This window comes from Spirosoma radiotolerans, assembly GCF_000974425.1.
Taxonomy (GTDB): Bacteria; Bacteroidota; Bacteroidia; order Cytophagales; family Spirosomataceae; genus Spirosoma; species Spirosoma radiotolerans.
Genome location: NZ_CP010429.1, coordinates 1,486,209 through 1,503,647, shown reverse-complemented (window position 1 = coordinate 1,503,647; position 17,439 = coordinate 1,486,209). Strand labels below are relative to the sequence as shown.

The window sequence follows — 17,439 nt, the reverse complement described above, 5'->3', positions numbered from 1 at the left end:
CAGCCAAATATTTCTACCAACGCCTGTTTTCCCAAATGTTTCCAACATTGACTTCTTGTTTTGTAGACACCTGGTCGAAAGTCAGCTTCGTTCAACCAGGTGCTGTCCATGAAAAAGGCACATTCTTGCTACTCGTTAACAGGGCTCCCGGCCCGCGTTGGCTGCCCCAAAAAGGCGGGCGGTTTACTCCTGCTCACGCTGGGTTTGCTCACCTATCAGGCGCAAAGCCAGATGATACCACTTCATCAACTTGTTGACCAAAGCGTTCGGCAATATCCGTTCCTGAAAGCAAAACAAGCCGAAGTCAGCAGTGCGGAGCGACGCATAAAAGCCAGCCGGATTGAGCTGTTGCCCTCGCTCATTGTCCAGGATCAGTATACCTACTCGACCAGCAACAGCCTGAACGGCTCGTTTTTCCCGAATGAAGGCACCGCCATTTCGACGTCGGGTGGCGTTCGGCCAACGGCAATCTCACAGGCCAGCTTTGGTAGCTTTACCAGTGCGGTGATTGAGTGGCGGGCCATTAATTTTGGCCGGATCAAGGCCAATATAGCCGTTGCAGAAGCCGATTTACAGCGTAGTCGGGTTGATTACGAAAATGAAATCTTCCAGCATCAGGTTCGCACAATCGACGCCTATTTGCTCCTGCTTATCAACCAGAAGCTGGTTCAGATTCAACGAAGTAACCTGGAGCGTGCACAAACGTTCAAACGGGTCGTCGATGCGGGCGTTCGGTCGGGAATGCGGGCGGGTGTCGATAGTTCGCTGGCTACGGCAGAGGCCGTTCGGGCCAGGCTACTCCTGTTAGGCAGCCAGCAACAGGAACAAGTGCAGCGCCTGCGTCTCTCCGAATTAGCCGGACAATTGCAGCCTAACATGCAGGTCGATAGCATGCATTTCTATACGAATCTGCCCAGCAGTAATTTTCTCTCGGATTCCATCTCGCCAAAAAACCCAACCTTAAGGCTTTTTCAATCGCAGATCAACCTGTCGACGGCCAGAAGCTTGGCCACGCAACGATCCGGAATGCCCACGATCTCATTGGTGGGCGTCGGAAATGCCCGTGGATCGGGCTTTTCGAATCAGGGCGACATCTTTCTGGCCAATCAGGCGAATGGCCTGGGGTACCAGGTCGGGAATTATCTGGTTGGCCTCGTAGCCCGCTGGAATCTGACCAATATCCTCCGGGTTCGGCAGGATTATCACGCCGATCAGTTTCTGGTCGAACGGTCGCGGCAGTTGTTCAACACCCAGCGTCTGCAAATTACCCGACAATACCAGGAGGCCGAAACGCAGTATCAGGTAGCGCTGGAACAGGCCCGTCAGGCTCCAGTTCAGCTTCAGGCTGCCCGGCAGGCATATAACCAGGCCAACTCCCGTTACCAAAGCGGCCTGACCGATTTGGTGACGTTACTCCAGAGTGTCGTAACCCTCAACCGCGCTGAAGTCGATGGCTATGTAGCCACCAGCAACGTGTGGCGCTACCTTCTGCTGAAGGCGGCTGCTGAGGGCGATTTATCGCTGTTTATGAATCAGGTTAAATAAGGTTTACGGTTTGTGGTTGGCTGACCGCACCGGCGGACCGGCGTCAGCATCGCCTGCGTCAGCCAACCATAGACCGAATACCGTAAACTAATTAATCATGTACAACATCATTCGTTCCGCGCTGAGAAAACCGATTTCGGTGGTTGTGGCAGTCATTGGGCTCTTATTTTTCTCGGTGATGTCGCTCTTCACCATTCCGGTCGATATTTTCCCGAGCCTCGATCTGCCCACTATTTATGTCGTACAACCGTATGGCGGCATGGCTCCTGATCAGATGGATGGATTCATCGCAACCCGCTATCAGGATCACTTCCTGTATGTATCGGGTATTCGCGACATCGATGTTAAAACGATTCAGGGCTTGTCGCTTATTAAACTATCGTTCTACCCCGGCACGGATATGGCCCAGGCTGCGGCTGAGGTAGCCAACAACGTCTCGCGGGCCAAAGCCTACATGCCTGAGGGAACCGTGCCACCCCAGGTCGTTCGGTTCGACGCCAGTTCGGTGCCGGTGGGCCAGCTGGTCTTTGAAAGTCCAAGTCGCTCACTAAACGAAATTCAGGATTATGCGTCATCGCGGGTGCGGCCCATGTTCTCCCGCATTCCGGGCGTATCGAGTCCCCCACCCTTTGGCGGCAATCAGCGAACAGTCATTATCAAAGTAAACCCGCAACTGGTCCGTAGTTATCAGCTTACTCCTGAAGAGGTTATCAAATCCATTGTGATCAATAACCAGCCCTCACCCGCTGGCAATATCCGCATTGGTGAAAAAGCCCTGATGACACCCGTCAACTCCCTGGTGAAACGGCCGGAAGACTTCCTGAACATTCCGATTCGGGTGGGTTCGGGTCCAACGGTGTTCGTTCGGGATGTGGGGACGGTTGAAGATGGTGCCGACGTAACCGTGGGTTATGCGCTGGTGAACGGCCGTCGGGCGGTGTACATTCCGGTGGTTAAAAAGTCGGATGCCTCGACGCTGGATGTGGTCAGCAATATTCGTAAAGCCATGCCCGACCTTCGGGCTGCCGTGCCGGAAGATGTCAAGATTTCCTACGAATTCGACCAATCGGTTTACGTTACCAATGCCCTGAAAAGCCTCGTTACAGAAGGTATTCTTGGAGCCGTATTAACGGGTCTCATGGTGCTGCTGTTTTTGCGCGACTGGCGTAGTGTTATCATTGTGGTGGTCACGATTCCGATTTCGATTCTATCGGCCGTAATCATGCTGAACCTGTGCGGCCAAACGATCAACATTATGACCTTATCGGGCCTGGCGCTGGCCATCGGGATTCTGGTTGACCAGGCTACCGTAACGATTGAGAACATTCACCAGCACCTGGAGACGGGCAAGCCCAAAGCCGTTGCCATCTGGGATGCCTGTAAGGAAATCGTTTTCCCCGAATTTCTGATTCTGCTGGCTATTCTTGCCGTATTCGCACCGGCTTTCGTGATGAGTGGCGTACCGCGTTCCATGTTCCTGCCCCTGTCGCTATCCGTTGGGTTTGCCATGATTGCGTCATTCCTGCTCTCGCAAACCTTCGTACCCGTACTGGCAAACTGGTTGCTCAAAAGCCATCCCCCACACGAAGCGCCCACACTGGCCCTCGATGCGCAGGAACGCCACGCCATGCTGCATGAAGGCGATCATCCGGCAACGAAAGTGACTGGTTTCGAGAAGTTTAAACAACGCTATTCATCGGTACTTGAAAACGTCCTGAACCGTCGGAAGCTGGTTGTGAGTGGCTATCTGGCGGGAAGTCTGGCCATCATCGTCGTGTGTTTCATGGTGATTGGTACCGACATTCTGCCCCACGGCAACAGTCACCAGTTTCAGATGCGGCTGCGAATTCCCGATGGCACACGCGTGGAACGAACCGAAACCGCCACGTTGAAAGTACTCGACATCATCAAAGAAGCCGTCGGGAAAGACAACGTCGAGATTTCATCTGCTTACGTGGGAACAGTTCCGTCCAGCTACGGAACATCCAACATCTTCGTGTTCAACAGTGGTCCGCACGAAGCCGTTTTGCAGGTCTCGCTGAAAGAGGAGCATCCGGTGAACATGGACAACCTGAAAGAGGATCTTCGGGCACGGATCGCGAAGGCGTTACCTACGGCCAACATTTCATTTGAGCCAATCGAGCTGACGGAAAAGATCATGAGCCAGGGGGCATCGACGCCCATTGAAGTGACGGTAGCCGCCAAAGATCTGAGTGAAGCCGGCCGGTTTGCCAACAAGATTCGGGAGCGGATGACGAAGATCGACTTTCTGCGCGATGTTCAGATTGCCCAACCGTTGGCCTACCCCATCCTGAAAGTAACGATGAACCGCGAGCGGGCGGGCCAGTTGGGCGTTACCTCTACGCAGGTGGCCCGGTCGATGGTCGCTGCCACTTCCTCCAGCCGGTTTACAGACAAGAACCTCTGGCTCGATGAATCGAAAGGGCTGGCTTATCAGGTGCAGGTGCAGATTCCGGAGTATCAGATGAGCAGCGCCAGCGACATTGGCAATATTCCGTTGAAGAGTGGGGAGATGCACCCGCTCCTATCGGATGTAGCCACTTTTTCGGAAGGAACGGCGCCGGGAGAATATGACCGGGCGGGCCCAAACCGACTCGTCACGATCACGGCCAATTTACAGAAAAAAGACTTGGGCACGGCACAAAAAGCCGTGCAGCAAGCCATCAAAGAAGCAGGCGAACCTCCCCGTGGTGTTCTGGTCGAACTGGGTGGGCAAACCAGCCTTCTGACCGATACCCTGAGCAGTTTGCAAACAGGTCTGCTCGTGGCCATTGTCATTATTTTCTTACTACTGGCGGCTAACTATCAGTCCTTTAAGCTGTCGCTGGTAATTCTGGCGGCCATTCCGGCGGTGGTAGCTGGAGCCTTGCTCATGCTGCTGGCCTGCGGTGCTACGCTTAATCTCCAATCGTATATGGGCCTGATCATGTCGGTGGGGGTATCAGTCGCCAACGCCATTCTGATGGTAACGAATGCCGAGAACCTACGCCTGGAAATCGGCGACACCCGCAAGGCCGTTGTGCTGGCCGCCAACAGTCGGATTCGCCCGATTCTGATGACCAGTATCGCCATGATTGCCGGCATGGTGCCCATGGCGTCGGGTCTTGGCGAAGGGGGCGATCAGATTGCTCCGCTTGGCCAGGCCGTTATTGGCGGCTTGATTGCCTCGACGCTGGCAGCGTTGCTGATTCTGCCCTGTGTGTTCACTCAATTCCAGACAAAAGCGACCACCCAATCGGTGTCGCTGGACCCGGAAGACCCGGAAAGCAAATTTTATCATCACGAACTGAGTCCCGGCCTGTAGCCTAAACTATTCCCGTGGTCCGTGTCCGCACGGACCCTATATCCGGCAGGAAAATTTGTCTGCAACGGCGTGAGCGGTCCGTGAAGACACAGACCACGGGAATGCCCCTTACCAAGCCGTGCGGGTAGCCCGTACTTTATCCTCGTCGATTGTTCACCTCCAACCGAAACAGACATGACTTCGTTAATTCCCAATCGCTCTTTTACAAAGATGAAAACGCTTTTAACCGCTGTAGGAATCACATCCGTTGCGGTGGGCTTTGCGGCCTGTTCGTCGGCCAGCAGCGACAACAAACCGGCGGCCACGAAAGAACCTGACATACAACAGGTTGAAGTAACGACTGTACAAGCCCTGCAGCCCAACAACCGGGTAACCCTGCCCGGTGAATTGAAGCCCTGGAATCGGGTGAATATGTATGCTAAAGTAAAAGGGTTTGTGCGCGAAATCGCCGTAGATCGGGGCACAACGGTTCATAAAGGACAGGTACTGGCCCGGCTCGACGCACCCGAAGTAATTTCGGAACTTAGTCAGGCACAGGCGCAGGTTCAGGCGCAGGAGGCAACTCTGGTTGAACAAACAACGCGCGCTCGCGCCAGCCGACTGACCTACAATCGGTTGGTGCAAACAGCCAAAATGGAAGGAGCCGTCTCGGCCAATGAACTGGATCAGGCGTTGGCAAAAATGCAGGCCGATAGCGCGATGGTTGCTGTAGCGAAGGGAACGGTGCAGGCCGCCCGCTCCAACTACCAGGCCAAAACAGAGCTTCGGCAATACCTCACCATTACCGCTCCTTTCGACGGTATGGTGATCGAACGAAATATCAGTCCCGGCGCGTTGGTCGGTGCAGGTGACAGCGGCAAACCATTGTTCGTACTGGAAGATAGCCGCACGTTGCGCCTGACGGTAGCCATTCCCGAAACGTTTGCCAATCAACTCCAAAACAAGAGTGCCGTTTCGTTCACCGTAAACGCCATGCCCGACCGGCATTTCAACGCCAAACTGGCTCGTTCGGCTGAAAGCCTGGTAGAAGCCAACCGGGCGATGATGGCCGAATTCGACGTTGCCAACGCGTCACACGAACTCAAATCCGGTATGTACGCCGAGGTGATGATGCCGGTAACAAGATCGGGCAAAACCATGTTCGTTCCGACAACATCGGTGGTGAGTTCGAGCGAAAAGATGTTTGTCATTAAGGTGAATGACAACCGGGCGCAGTGGGTATCGGTTCAGAAAGGTAATGTCGTCGATAGTTTGGTCGAGGTGTTCGGCGACCTACCGGCCGGAACAACTATTGTGAAGAAAGCCTCCGAAGAAATCCGGGATGGCCAGGCGATTCAGTCCGCCAAACGGTAAACGGATAGACGCTAGCTCGATAAACCTTGGCTCTACAGTCTGTCAGTTTACCGTTGTGCGGATGTGTTCGGGTCGGGGCCCTATACCGATCAGGTAAGCAGGTAGACGACGGATTAAGGGTACGTGCCGAAATAACCAGATGATGTATGGAGGAACAACAGCAGGTTGGGTGATCGACGCATTGATCAGCCGTTTATGAACGGCAATCTGACCCGCCTGAATAACCCGAACCGGCCACTGACGACGACGCTGAACGCTGGCTAGTTGCTGAACACCTACCGGTCCTTCTTGTAGAGAGCCAGTCAATAGATTAGCCGTAGCCACTGCATCCTGAATCGCCATATTAACACCGACTCCACCCGCTGGCGACATGGCATGAGCTGCATCACCAATGCAAAGCAACCCCGGCTTATACCACTGCCGCAACCGGTCAACTTTCACCGTCAATAAGCTGACCTGATCCCAAGAGTTCAGCTCGTTGACCTGATCGCCCACAAAAGGAGCCAATTCCCGAATATCGGCCTGCAAAGCCGCTATTCCCCGTTGTTTTATCGAGTCGAACTGCCCTTTCGGAATGATATAGCCGCATTGAAAGTAGTCGTGCCGATCAATCAGAACCATAAACTTGCCCGACTTGAAGTAGCCCAACGACATCTCTCCAATGGCTGGATCTTTCGGAATTCTCATCCAGAGCACGTCAATTGGAACCCCAAAATCCTGTACCGACAAACCCGCTTTTTGCCGGACGAGGGAGTTTCGGCCATCGGTGCCCACCACTAAATCGGCCCGAATGATGAGTTTGCCCGTGGGCGTTGTCGCTTGCACGCCCACAATCGCCCCCTTCTCTTCCATTAGGTCTGTTGCTTCCGTTTGCAGATGCAGGCGAAAAGTCGGGTATTGCTTACCTTTTGCGGCCAGAAAATTCAGGAAGTCCCACTGGGGCATAAACGCAATGAACTTGCACTGAGTTGGCAAATGAGCAAAATCGGCAATGGGTACCGTTTGCCCATTGACTGTTGCCTGAACCGCCCGCAGCTCCTGATGTGGTAGCTGAAGAAATTCAGTAAGCAGTCCCAGTTCAGCCAGTAGCTCAAGGGTAGACGGGTGAATGGTATCTCCACGAAAATCGCGCAGAAAATCGCGGTGCTTTTCCAGCACAACCACCTCCACGCCCGAGCGAGCCAGCAGAAAGCCCAGCATCATTCCGGCCGGCCCACCACCGACAACACAGCAGCGGGTCGTTATCGTTTCCTGAGACTGAGATGCGGTTGACATAGACTATACTTTTTTAAAACAAACAATCCATGTTCCTTTGTTTACTTATCTGGTAACGTCAATTTCGACGTGCTCAACTGTACTTGTTTATGTCTTTTTATTCCTATCGCCCCGAAGACCTACTCTTTGATGCCGCCCGTAAGGGTGATACGGCCTACATCAAAAAATTAATTGATGAACAGGTTGATGTCAATACACAAGACGGCAAAGGTTTTACGGCCTTGATCATAGCCGCTTATGATGGGCATGCAGACGCTACCAAAGCGCTGCTGGCCGCCAAGGCAGATGTCAATGCGCAGGATCTGAGCGGTAATACAGCGCTAATGGGTGTTTGTTTTAAAGGCTACCCCGAGATTGCCCAACTGCTAATTGAGCATGGCGCTGACCTCAATATACAAAATGGCAACGGCGGCACGGCTCTGATGTTTGCGACCTTGTTTGGCCGGAATGCACTCGTAAAGCTGATGCTGGATGCGGGTGCCAACAAATACATTCAAGACAAGCGTGGGCTGACCGCCCTCGATCTGGCCGTTCAGCAAGGCAACGAAGAAGCCTGGCTGCTGCTGAAAGATTAAGTAATGGCGCAGGGCCGGGCCACGCTGGCGCCGGCCTTGCGCCATTACTTAATCTTTCAGCCTATTTCCCACCCGGCCGCGTCGGGCGAACTTCAATCTTGCTGGGGAGCGTACGGGCAGGCATGTGAATCAGATCAGCAACGATCTGCCCGATGTCTTCCGGCTGTATTTTCCAGGCGTCTTTCTCGTTGGGCTCGTGATCGTTGAAATACGTAGCTACCGAGCCTGGCATGATTGTCGTTACTTTGATGCCCTCACTACGCAGGTCGAGCATAATGGCTTGTGAGAAACCCACCAGGCCAAACTTACTGGCGTTATAGGCCGCTCCTTTTTCAAAGAAGTTGGTCCCGGCCAGACTCGAAATGGTAATAAAATAACCTTCTGTTTGTTTCAACGCAGCCAGTGTCGCTTTCGCGGTATAGAAGACACCCGTCAGGTTTATATCAATGGTTTCGTGCCACAACTCAGGAGTGAGTTCCTGAATGGAAGCAAAGTGACCCACACCAGCATTGGCAATCACGTAGTCGAGCTGCCCCCATTGCTGTAAAATAGTGTCGACGGCCCGTTGCTGCGAGGCCAGATCACGAACATCGGCCGCCAGGCCAAGCGCCGATCCCGGTCCGATTTCATTTAGTTTGGCCGCGGCCAATTCAGCGGCTACCGATGAGCGGCTTGTAATCGCCACGTTAATACCCTCCCGAATAAGCACCTCGGCCACGCCATAGCCAATGCCCTTCGAGCCGCCCGTAATGAGCGCGGTTTTGTTGTTGTCTGCCATGAATAAACGAATAATAATAAGAATCTGGCGAGGGAAGTCGCCCAGGAAAACAACCCGGGAGGCCGTCTTAAAGTTTTGCCGACTCTCCGGCTAAATTCAACAGGCACAGGAGGGTGCATGATAGAAGATCATGTGTCTTGTGGCATCTTTGCTAATTAACTTACAGTAGCCAGGAGAATCTGCTGGCTACCTGCGCTTCTTATTGATTGATTCCGTCCTTGTTGCTTATCCGTTCTATGTCTACTTACCTACCTATTCGCCCATCTGTCACACGCCCGCTGGGTTTGTTTCTGGCTTGCCTTACTACCGGACTTACCCTTTATGCCCAGCCGGGTGCACCGAAAGCCAATGATTCGACAACACCCCTGCACCTGCTCCAGCCCGATTATCCGGTTCCATATGGGCAACCTAAAGTAGCCGATGTTACGAATGCCCTTAACCGGATTTATACGTACCTGGAAGCCAACACACCGACACAACTCGTTGACAAAGAGACAAATAAAGAACTAACACCCGGTGGCACGTTTAACCCTAACGCGATCTTCAAACCTGGCGATTTTCGGTTGATCAGTTACGAATGGGGCGTAACGTATGCCGGGATGCTGCTTGCCAGTGAAGCCACCGGCGATGGCCGGTACGCTGATTACACCAATAAACGACTTCAGTTCATCGCCGAGCAGCTCCCCTACTTCCGGGCGCAGGTAACAGCCGACCCGAAGGCCAATACGCCCATGCGGTCGGTGGTAGCGCCCCACGCCCTCGACGATGCCGGGGCCATGTGTGCCGCCATGATTAAGGCTAGCCGCGCCGGGGGCATTAAGGCCAACATGCGGCCCATGATCGACAACTACATCAACTACATTCAGACGAAAGAATATCGTCTGGCCGATGGCACGCTGGCCCGCAATCGGCCACAGCCCAATACGCTCTGGCTCGATGACCTGTTCATGAGCGTTCCGGCGCTGGCTCAAATGGGAAAACTCACCGGCGATCAGACATACTATGATGAAGCGGTGAAGCAGGTGACTCAGTTTTCGAAACGCATGTTCAATCAGCAAAAAGGATTGTATATGCACGGCTGGGTGGAGAGCATGAGCGTTCATCCTGAGTTTCATTGGGCGCGGGCCAATGGCTGGGGTATTCTGACAGCGGTTGAATTACTGGATGTGTTACCCACCAGTCACCCCGGCCGGGCAGGCATTCTGGACTTACTCAGAGCCCATGCGAAAGGATTGGCCGCTCAGCAATCGGGTTCAGGATTCTGGCACCAGTTACTCGACCGGCCCGACTCGTATCTGGAAACTTCCGCAACGGCAATTTACGTATATGCCTTTGCGCACGCCATCAACCAGGGATGGCTCGATCCGCTGGCCTATGCTCCGGCTACCCTGCTTGGCTGGAACGCCGTATCGACAAAAGTTACGCCAAACGGCCAGATTGAAGGCGTTTGCGTCGGTACAGGAATGGGTTTCGACCCGGCGTTTTATTACTACCGGCCCATCAACGTCTATGCGGCTCACGGGTATGGACCGGCTTTGCTGGCAGGTGCCGAGGTAGTCAAATTACTGAAGAACAAAACGTTTGAAATCAATGACAGCTCGCTGCAATTAACGCAGAAGAAATAATGAACACACGCAGCGCCCATCAGGCAGGTGAGTTCAGGAGAGTCCGTTGTTTCGCTCTTCTTACATTTAATAAATTTATCATAGGTTATTAATCAAACAAGCCCGCCAGACTTCTGGCGGGCTTGTTTATTTGTGGCAAGAAACCTGTACATATTAACTACTTGGCTCATCCGTCGAGGGAGTTCTCCAAGGGATATGTCCTCACGAGCGTCAGCAATGGCGTTGTGGTGTGTTGTGATGTCAGTTTCTTAAAACTGACAAGAGAGGTTTCTCAAAACCTCGTTCAGTTGACCGCCCGTCTGATAGGTTTTAAGAAACCTATATCTTCACGGCCTGACGAGCCAGTAGCTTCCAGTTTCCTTTCTGCTTCACCCAGACCAGTAAAACCGCCAGTTTGGCCTGACCGGGTTTGCCGTCGTTAGCCGTTTCGGCCATGAGTTTATGCCGCACCATAGCGGTGTTGTCGACCACGGTGATGGTTTCTTCCGTTAAGTCAATGGTTTTGAAGTCCGATGAGCCACTGGTGAGGGCTTCGACAAACGCTTTCTTATCTTCTATTTTTCCCGTCGAATGGCCGTAACTCAGGTCATCGGAAGCCAGCGACTCCAGTTTTGCCTTGTCGGGGTCGATCATAAGTTGTTTCAATTGTTGAACAGCCTGGGCTACAGCCGCTTGCTCTTTTCCCTGTGCCAGGGTCCTGGTGGTTAGCATACTACTTAAAGCGACAATTGCCAAGAGAATGGTTTTCGTATACATCATTGATAAGGGTTACGTGGAAGATACCATTGATAAACAGAGTCCCTACGAACCTCTGCCACGCTAGTAAAAGCGAAAGCGCCGATTTTTTACCGTATCAGGTGTCGATAAACCAAACACGGGCTCGTTTTTACACGCCTGACATTCACAAATTCGACGGTAAATGACCGTATGCTAAACCGTTTATTGATTGATTCTGAATAAATTATTAATTAGCGTTAAAGGCTATGACGAATGAAAAACATCTCTTTGCTTGTTTACTTCTGTTATTTAGTAACAGGACCTTATACAGTCAGGGCGCAGGTACCGCAAACCCTCGACTCCGTAACGGTTTACCTGAAAAATCACACAAGTCAGGATACAAACTACGTCCGTGCGCTCAACGTCATGGGCCGCGAGCTTCACTCAACAGCTAATCCTGATTACAAACGGGCGGACTCTGTGCTGCAGCTATCGGAGCAACTGGCCATGAAGCTTCAGTATGGACTGGGTCTGGCAAAGGCATACACCAATCGAGCCTCCATTTATTACCTGACAGATCGGCCACAGCAGGCGCTGGAGTATTTTCAAAAAGCCCTGACAATAGCCGAAACCCATAAACTTAACCCCCGATTCATTTGTGGAGCCATCTCCAACATAGCTGCGGCTTTAAGTAAGTTGGGGCAGTACGATAAAGTAGTGGCAATGGAACTCCGTTCGCTGCGGCTTCAGGAACAGTATAACGTGCAGCCACGAATTGCCACGACCTATGGCGGCATTGGCAACGCATTCAGGGAACTGAATAAGCCTCGTGAAGCGCTGCCTTATTACCGGCAGGCGCTGGCCCTTATGAAGACCACGAAAAACACCAGTGGTATGGGTATTATCGAGAATAACATAGGCATCTGCTACGATAACCTGAAGCAGTACGACAAGTCTCTCCCCTATTACAAACAGGGGTTAAAACACGCACAGGAGGCAAAGTTTGAACTGCTACAGGCGGATATCCTCGTTAATATTGGTTTGGCGCTGAAATTATCGAAACGCCCTGAAGAAGGCATTCCCTTTGTGAAGCGTTCGCTGGCTATTGCCCAGAAACAAGGGCACCAAGCCGGTATGGCTACTGCTTGCTTCAACCTGGGCCAGCTTTACGAAGAACTGAAACAATATACGCCCGCCGAAACGTACATGTTGAAAGCACTCCAGTCGGCCAGAGAACGCAACAACAAAGAGCAAATCAATAATTACACGCAGGGGCTGGCCGATCTGTACGGGGGCATGAAGAACTTCCAGCAAGCCTACGCCTTCCAGCTCGAACGAAACCAGCACATCGACTCGATGACCACCGTCCGAACCACCGCCGAAGTCCAGCGACTGGTGGCCCACTACAAATCCCAACAGAAACAAGACCAGATCAACCTGCTCCGACAGCAGGCTCAGATCCGGGAAGAAGAACTGACCAACAAACGACTCCAAACCAACGCCCTGCTCATCGGCGGGCTGCTCACCCTGCTGCTGGGAGCTGCCGTATCAGCCTGGCTGTTGAACCGGGCCCGCCTGCGCCGACTCCAGGAAGCCCAGACCCTGCGCAAACAGATTGCCCACGACTTGCACGATGAGGTGGGCAGCACCCTGAGCAGCATCTCCCTGCTGAGTGGCATGGTCAAAGGCCTCATCGCCCAGAACCGCCCCGAATCCGTCGAGCGGGCCATCCAGAAGATCAACACCGACGCCCGCCAGATTCTGGAGGCCATGGACGAGATCATCTGGACCATCAACCCCGGCAACGACTCGCTGCACCGCATCGCCATCCGCTTGCAGGAGTATGCCCAGCCCCTGATGGAGTCGAAGGGTATCCGTTTCTCGCTGGTGGCTGAGCCGGCCCTGGAGGGGCTGCCCATCTCGATGGAAGTGCGTCGCAACCTGTACCTGATCGGCAAGGAGGCCATCAACAACCTGGTCAAGTACTCCCAGGCCAGCCAGGCCACCCTGCGTTTTGAGCATCAGAAGGAGCAGCTCAAGGTGGTCATTGAAGACAACGGTCGGGGTTTCGACCCGGCTCAGCCCAGCCAGCGGACTGGTCAGAGCAGCATGCAGCAGCGAGCCAAAGCCATGGGCGGCTCTTTAGAAGTGCATTCAGCTCCAGAACAAGGGACCAGTTTAGTACTGATCACATCGCTTGTCGCTCAATAGTATTCACTTTACAATTAATTGGCTCACATTATATAGGTCTGATATAACTACTCTATGAAAAACGGCTACGTAAGATTTGCCATTATATTAAGTTTACTCGTTAGCACACAGGCGGTTGGCCAGGTCCCCAAATCGCTCGATTCGCTGGAAGTTTACCTGCAAACGCATACGGCTACTGATACCAACTACGTGAATGCCCTGCTGCAACTGGGGAAGTTGACGACCCGGACAAAAGCCAATTATGACCGGGCTGATTCGTTGTTGCGGGCGGCCGAAAAAGTAGCCATTAAGTTACAGTTCGGGCTGGGCATCTATCAGGCAAATACCTATCTAGGTGCCAACTACTACCTGTGGGATAAGCCCCAACAAACCCTGGACTATCTTCAGAAAGCATTAACTATTGCTAAAGCCAATAAGCTTCCTCCTCGCTTACTGGCAAACGCGATGACCAACCTCGGAACGGCGTATCGCAACATGAATCAGCACGAAAAAGCACTCGCCATTTCCCTGAGTTCGCTTCGAATGCAGGAACAGTATGCCATTCTGCCCCGCAATGAAAATACGTACACAGGCATCGGCCTTGCCCTGAAAGACACCAGGCGACCCCGCGAAGCCATCGAGTATTTTCAACAGGCACTCGTGCTCAACCGTCAGTTGAAAAGCCCGTACGGCATGGCGATTACCGAACAGAATATCGGCCGATGCTACGATAATCTGGAACAGCAAGCAAAAGCGCTGGCCTACTACCGCACTGCCCTTAAACACGCAAAAGAGTCTGAATCGGACTTGCTGCAGGCCGATATTTTAGTCAATACGGGTTTGGCCCTCCGAAAAGTAAACCGACTTGAGGAAGCCAAACACGCCATAGAGCAGGCCTTGGCCATTACCACCAAACAGCAGATTAAATCGGCGATGGCTACGGACTATTTTAACCTGGGCCAGGTCTACGAAGAGCTGAAAGACTACAAACCAGCGGAGCAGTTCATGAAAAAAGCGCTTCACTTAGCCCACGAACTGAACGATAAAAACAAGATTGGTATCTACACGCAGGGGCTGGCCGATCTGTACGGGGGCATGAAGAACTTCCAGCAAGCCTACGCCTTCCAGCTCGAACGAAACCAGCACATCGACTCGATGACCACCGTCCGAACCACCGCCGAAGTCCAGCGACTGGTGGCCCACTACAAATCCCAACAGAAACAAGACCAGATCAACCTGCTCCGACAGCAGGCTCAGATCCGGGAAGAAGAACTGACCAACAAACGACTCCAAACCAACGCCCTGCTCATCGGCGGGCTGCTCACCCTGCTGCTGGGAGCTGCCGTATCAGCCTGGCTGCTGAACCGGGCTCGCCTGCGCCGACTCCAGGAAGCCCAGACCCTGCGCAAACAGATTGCCCACGACTTGCACGATGAGGTGGGCAGCACCCTGAGCAGCATCTCCCTGCTGAGTGGCATGGTCAAAGGCCTCATCGCCCAGAACCGCCCCGAATCCGTCGAGCGGGCCATCCAGAAGATCAACACCGACGCCCGCCAGATTCTGGAGGCCATGGACGAGATCATCTGGACCATCAACCCCGGCAACGACTCGCTGCACCGCATCGCCATCCGCTTACAGGAGTATGCCCAGCCCCTGATGGAGTCGAAGGGTATCCGTTTCTCGCTGGTGGCTGAGCCGGCCCTGGAGGGGCTGCCCATCTCGATGGAGGTGCGTCGCAACCTGTACCTGATCGGCAAGGAGGCCATCAACAACCTGGTCAAGTACTCCCAGGCCAGCCAGGCCACCCTGCGTTTTGAGCATCAGAAGGAGCAGCTCAAGGTGGTCATTGAAGACAACGGTCGGGGTTTCGACCCGGCTCAGCCCAGCCAGCGGACTGGTCAGAGCAGCATGCAGCAGCGAGCCAAAGCCATGGGCGGTACACTCGCGGTCCAGTCGACACCGGGCCAGGGAACCCGGCTGCAATTAGTCGTCTCGCAATGAGCCTCATACATTTATCCGATTTACGAGCATCAGCAGACCCGCTACTTTTGTCAGACAAGGCCCGACGATCGAGTGACCTGCTCGGATAGCCTTCTGACTTAATTCAACTGTCTGATGAAAACGCTCAAAATTGGTTTTATGCTGGGTATAATTGCCCTCTCGATTTCGTGCAGTAAGAAAGAAGACACCCCCGTTACACCGGCCAGTACGGGCGTCATGACCGCTCAGATCGACGGGCAGTCGTTCACGTCGGACCAGGCCGGGGCAACGTATAATAAAGTGAGTAAAGACCTGACCCTTGTGGGGTATAACAGCGTCCATATGACCGGGTTTACACTGGAAAAATTTACGGGCACAGGCACTATGGCGCTCGTCGATATCAGTAAACCCGGCAGCACGGGCAGCTATATCGACGTAAAAACAAACATAAATTACACGATCCGGGAAGGTCGAACAGGCACCGTTACGGTAACGAAGTTTGATGGAAGCAACCTCGAAGGCACGTTTTCGATGAAGACGTACAATAGCCAGCAGAAGCGCGAAGTCGCCGTTACGAATGGAACATTCAAGCTACCGGTAGAGACTCTATAGCGTATGATCCGTATTTCTATTTTTGATGACAATGACTCCCTGCGTGAAACGCTGGCACTGGTTTTCGACGCGACCGACGATCTGATCGTTACGGGAAAATACCCAAATGCACTCACAGCGGTCGACGAGGTGCTGTACAACCAGCCGGATGTCATTTTAATGGATATCGATATGCCCGGCCGCACCGGCATTGAAGCCGTCAGGCTCATTCGGGAGCAGACAACACGACCTAAAATTCTGATGCTCACCGTCTTCGAAGACGTTGACCGAATTTTCGCTGCCATCTCGGCAGGGGCCGTGGGCTATCTGCTGAAGAAAACACCCGCCGATAAGATCATTGATGCCATTCGGGAAGTCATGAGTGGTGGAGCCGCCATGACACCCTCCATTGCCCTTAAAGTACTGGATGCTTTTCGACAGCCAAAAGGTTCGTCGTCACGCGCTGATGCGTTTATGCTGACCGATAAAGAGAAAGAAGTGTTGCAGCGCCTGGTGGAAGGCGATAGCTATAAACTCATCGCGCACCACTGCAACATGAGCATGGGCACCGTTCGCACACACATTGTCAATATTTACGAGAAACTGCACGTCAATTCCAAGTCAGAAGCCGTAGCAAAGGCACTCAAGACAGGCTTGTTCAAATGAATTCCCAGTAACTAACCATGCCGTCTACTTTCCTGCCCATTCTTCTACTAACGGCTACCCTAACGGCCTGCCAATCCGGCTCCTCGGCCAATGGTCCGTCAGGGGGTAGTACCCAGCCTGAGTCACTGACCAACACCGCACAGACACAAGGAGTCAGCCAGAATCAGGCGGCCGTTGTCGCCAATGATTTCCTGATCATACCGGGTGAGCGGGTTGGCCCAATTAAAGCGACGACTTCCGAAGCCGACTTACTCCGGCTCCTGGGTCCGGCAGTCGTTACTGCCGGTGACACGATCTATGGCGCCGAAGGGACCGAGCTTATCGGCACGACGCTTTACAAGGACACCTCCGATGAGGTCCAAATCATTTATACCGACGAAAAACGGACAGCCCCCGAAACGGTACTTATTTGCCCAAAACTATTTGACGACGAAGGACTTCCAATCAAAAACTTACCCCCAACGCACTGGGTCACAACCGATGGGCTGCGCATTGGCACAACGCTAACTGAGTTGGAGAGCCGTAACGGCAAACCGTTCAAACTTTGGGGATTTGCCTGGGACTATGGCGGTCAGGTATCGAACTGGCAGGGCGGCAAACTAGCCCAGCTATCCGAAAAAACGTTCCTGTCCCTAACGCTCGGGCCACCTGCTTCCCGCACCCCGGCGCAGGAAAAAGCCTACAATGAATTGATGGGCGACAGCGAATTTTTATCCTCCAACAAAGCCATGAAAGCGCTCAACCCGACGGTAGTTAAACTATCCGGAAATTTTTAATAAATACAGCCATTTTATTCTTTGCCATATTTTACGTACTTGG

The 17,439-nt window shown here is 53.1% G+C and carries 13 protein-coding genes; 10 read left to right on the top strand and 3 right to left on the bottom strand.

The annotated features are described in order from the left end of the window. The first annotated feature begins 108 nt into the window (after nt 1–108). The 3 genes from SD10_RS05795 to SD10_RS05785 all read left to right on the top strand — a co-directional run bounded on the left by SD10_RS05795 (nt 109) and on the right by SD10_RS05785 (nt 6,223). On the top strand, nt 109–1,545 hold the full coding sequence (locus SD10_RS05795; protein WP_082111529.1) for a TolC family protein: 1,437 nt from the start codon (nt 109–111) through the stop codon (nt 1,543–1,545). Between the two features lie 97 nt (nt 1,546–1,642). Continuing rightward, on the top strand, nt 1,643–4,870 hold the full coding sequence (locus SD10_RS05790) for an efflux RND transporter permease subunit (protein ID WP_052731086.1): 3,228 nt from the start codon (nt 1,643–1,645) through the stop codon (nt 4,868–4,870). A gap of 210 nt (nt 4,871–5,080) precedes the next feature. Then, nucleotides 5,081–6,223 carry an efflux RND transporter periplasmic adaptor subunit gene (locus tag SD10_RS05785; protein WP_046579105.1) on the top strand — a complete coding sequence of 381 codons (1,143 nt, stop codon included), beginning with the start codon at nt 5,081–5,083 and terminating at the stop codon, nt 6,221–6,223. A gap of 42 nt (nt 6,224–6,265) precedes the next feature. Here the strand turns inward: SD10_RS05785 and SD10_RS05780 are convergent, their stop codons facing one another. Next, nucleotides 6,266–7,498 (bottom strand): FAD-dependent oxidoreductase, encoded by a 1,233-nt coding sequence (locus tag SD10_RS05780; protein WP_046376091.1) that lies wholly within the window; start codon nt 7,496–7,498, stop codon nt 6,266–6,268. Nucleotides 7,499–7,587: 89 nt separating this feature from the next. Between SD10_RS05780 and SD10_RS05775 the strand changes: the two genes are divergently transcribed. Then, nucleotides 7,588–8,073 carry an ankyrin repeat domain-containing protein gene (locus SD10_RS05775; RefSeq protein WP_046376090.1) on the top strand — a complete coding sequence of 162 codons (486 nt, stop codon included), beginning with the start codon at nt 7,588–7,590 and terminating at the stop codon, nt 8,071–8,073. Nucleotides 8,074–8,134: 61 nt separating this feature from the next. Here SD10_RS05775 and SD10_RS05770 read toward each other — a convergent pair whose 3' ends face one another. Beyond that, complete coding sequence (locus tag SD10_RS05770; RefSeq protein ID WP_046376089.1) at nt 8,135–8,851, bottom strand: SDR family oxidoreductase; 717 nt, start codon at nt 8,849–8,851, stop codon at nt 8,135–8,137. Between the two features lie 236 nt (nt 8,852–9,087). Between SD10_RS05770 and SD10_RS05765 the strand changes: the two genes are divergently transcribed. Further along, complete coding sequence (locus SD10_RS05765) at nt 9,088–10,476, top strand: glycoside hydrolase family 88/105 protein (protein ID WP_082111528.1); 1,389 nt, start codon at nt 9,088–9,090, stop codon at nt 10,474–10,476. Nucleotides 10,477–10,794: 318 nt separating this feature from the next. On the opposite strand, the gene SD10_RS05760 is transcribed toward SD10_RS05765, so the two are convergent. Further along, nucleotides 10,795–11,187, bottom strand: coding sequence for a nuclear transport factor 2 family protein (locus SD10_RS05760; RefSeq protein ID WP_227699153.1), 393 nt, complete (start codon nt 11,185–11,187; stop codon nt 10,795–10,797). A 279-nt stretch (nt 11,188–11,466) separates the two neighbouring features. On the opposite strand from SD10_RS05760, the gene SD10_RS05755 reads away from it, so the two are divergent. The 5 genes from SD10_RS05755 (at nt 11,467) to SD10_RS05735 (ending at nt 17,396) form a co-directional block, all read left to right on the top strand. Then, nucleotides 11,467–13,404 carry a tetratricopeptide repeat-containing sensor histidine kinase gene (locus tag SD10_RS05755; protein ID WP_046376087.1) on the top strand — a complete coding sequence of 646 codons (1,938 nt, stop codon included), beginning with the start codon at nt 11,467–11,469 and terminating at the stop codon, nt 13,402–13,404. Nucleotides 13,405–13,458: 54 nt separating this feature from the next. Then, nucleotides 13,459–15,384 (top strand): tetratricopeptide repeat-containing sensor histidine kinase, encoded by a 1,926-nt coding sequence (locus tag SD10_RS05750; RefSeq protein WP_046376086.1) that lies wholly within the window; start codon nt 13,459–13,461, stop codon nt 15,382–15,384. A gap of 114 nt (nt 15,385–15,498) precedes the next feature. Further along, nucleotides 15,499–15,975, top strand: a complete 477-nt coding sequence (locus tag SD10_RS05745) for a DUF6252 family protein (RefSeq protein ID WP_046376085.1) — start codon at nt 15,499–15,501, stop codon at nt 15,973–15,975. A 3-nt stretch (nt 15,976–15,978) separates the two neighbouring features. Continuing rightward, nucleotides 15,979–16,620 (top strand): response regulator transcription factor, encoded by a 642-nt coding sequence (locus tag SD10_RS05740; protein WP_046376084.1) that lies wholly within the window; start codon nt 15,979–15,981, stop codon nt 16,618–16,620. A gap of 17 nt (nt 16,621–16,637) precedes the next feature. Then, nucleotides 16,638–17,396, top strand: a complete 759-nt coding sequence (locus tag SD10_RS05735) for a hypothetical protein (RefSeq protein ID WP_046376083.1) — start codon at nt 16,638–16,640, stop codon at nt 17,394–17,396. Nucleotides 17,397–17,439: the final 43 nt, after the last annotated feature.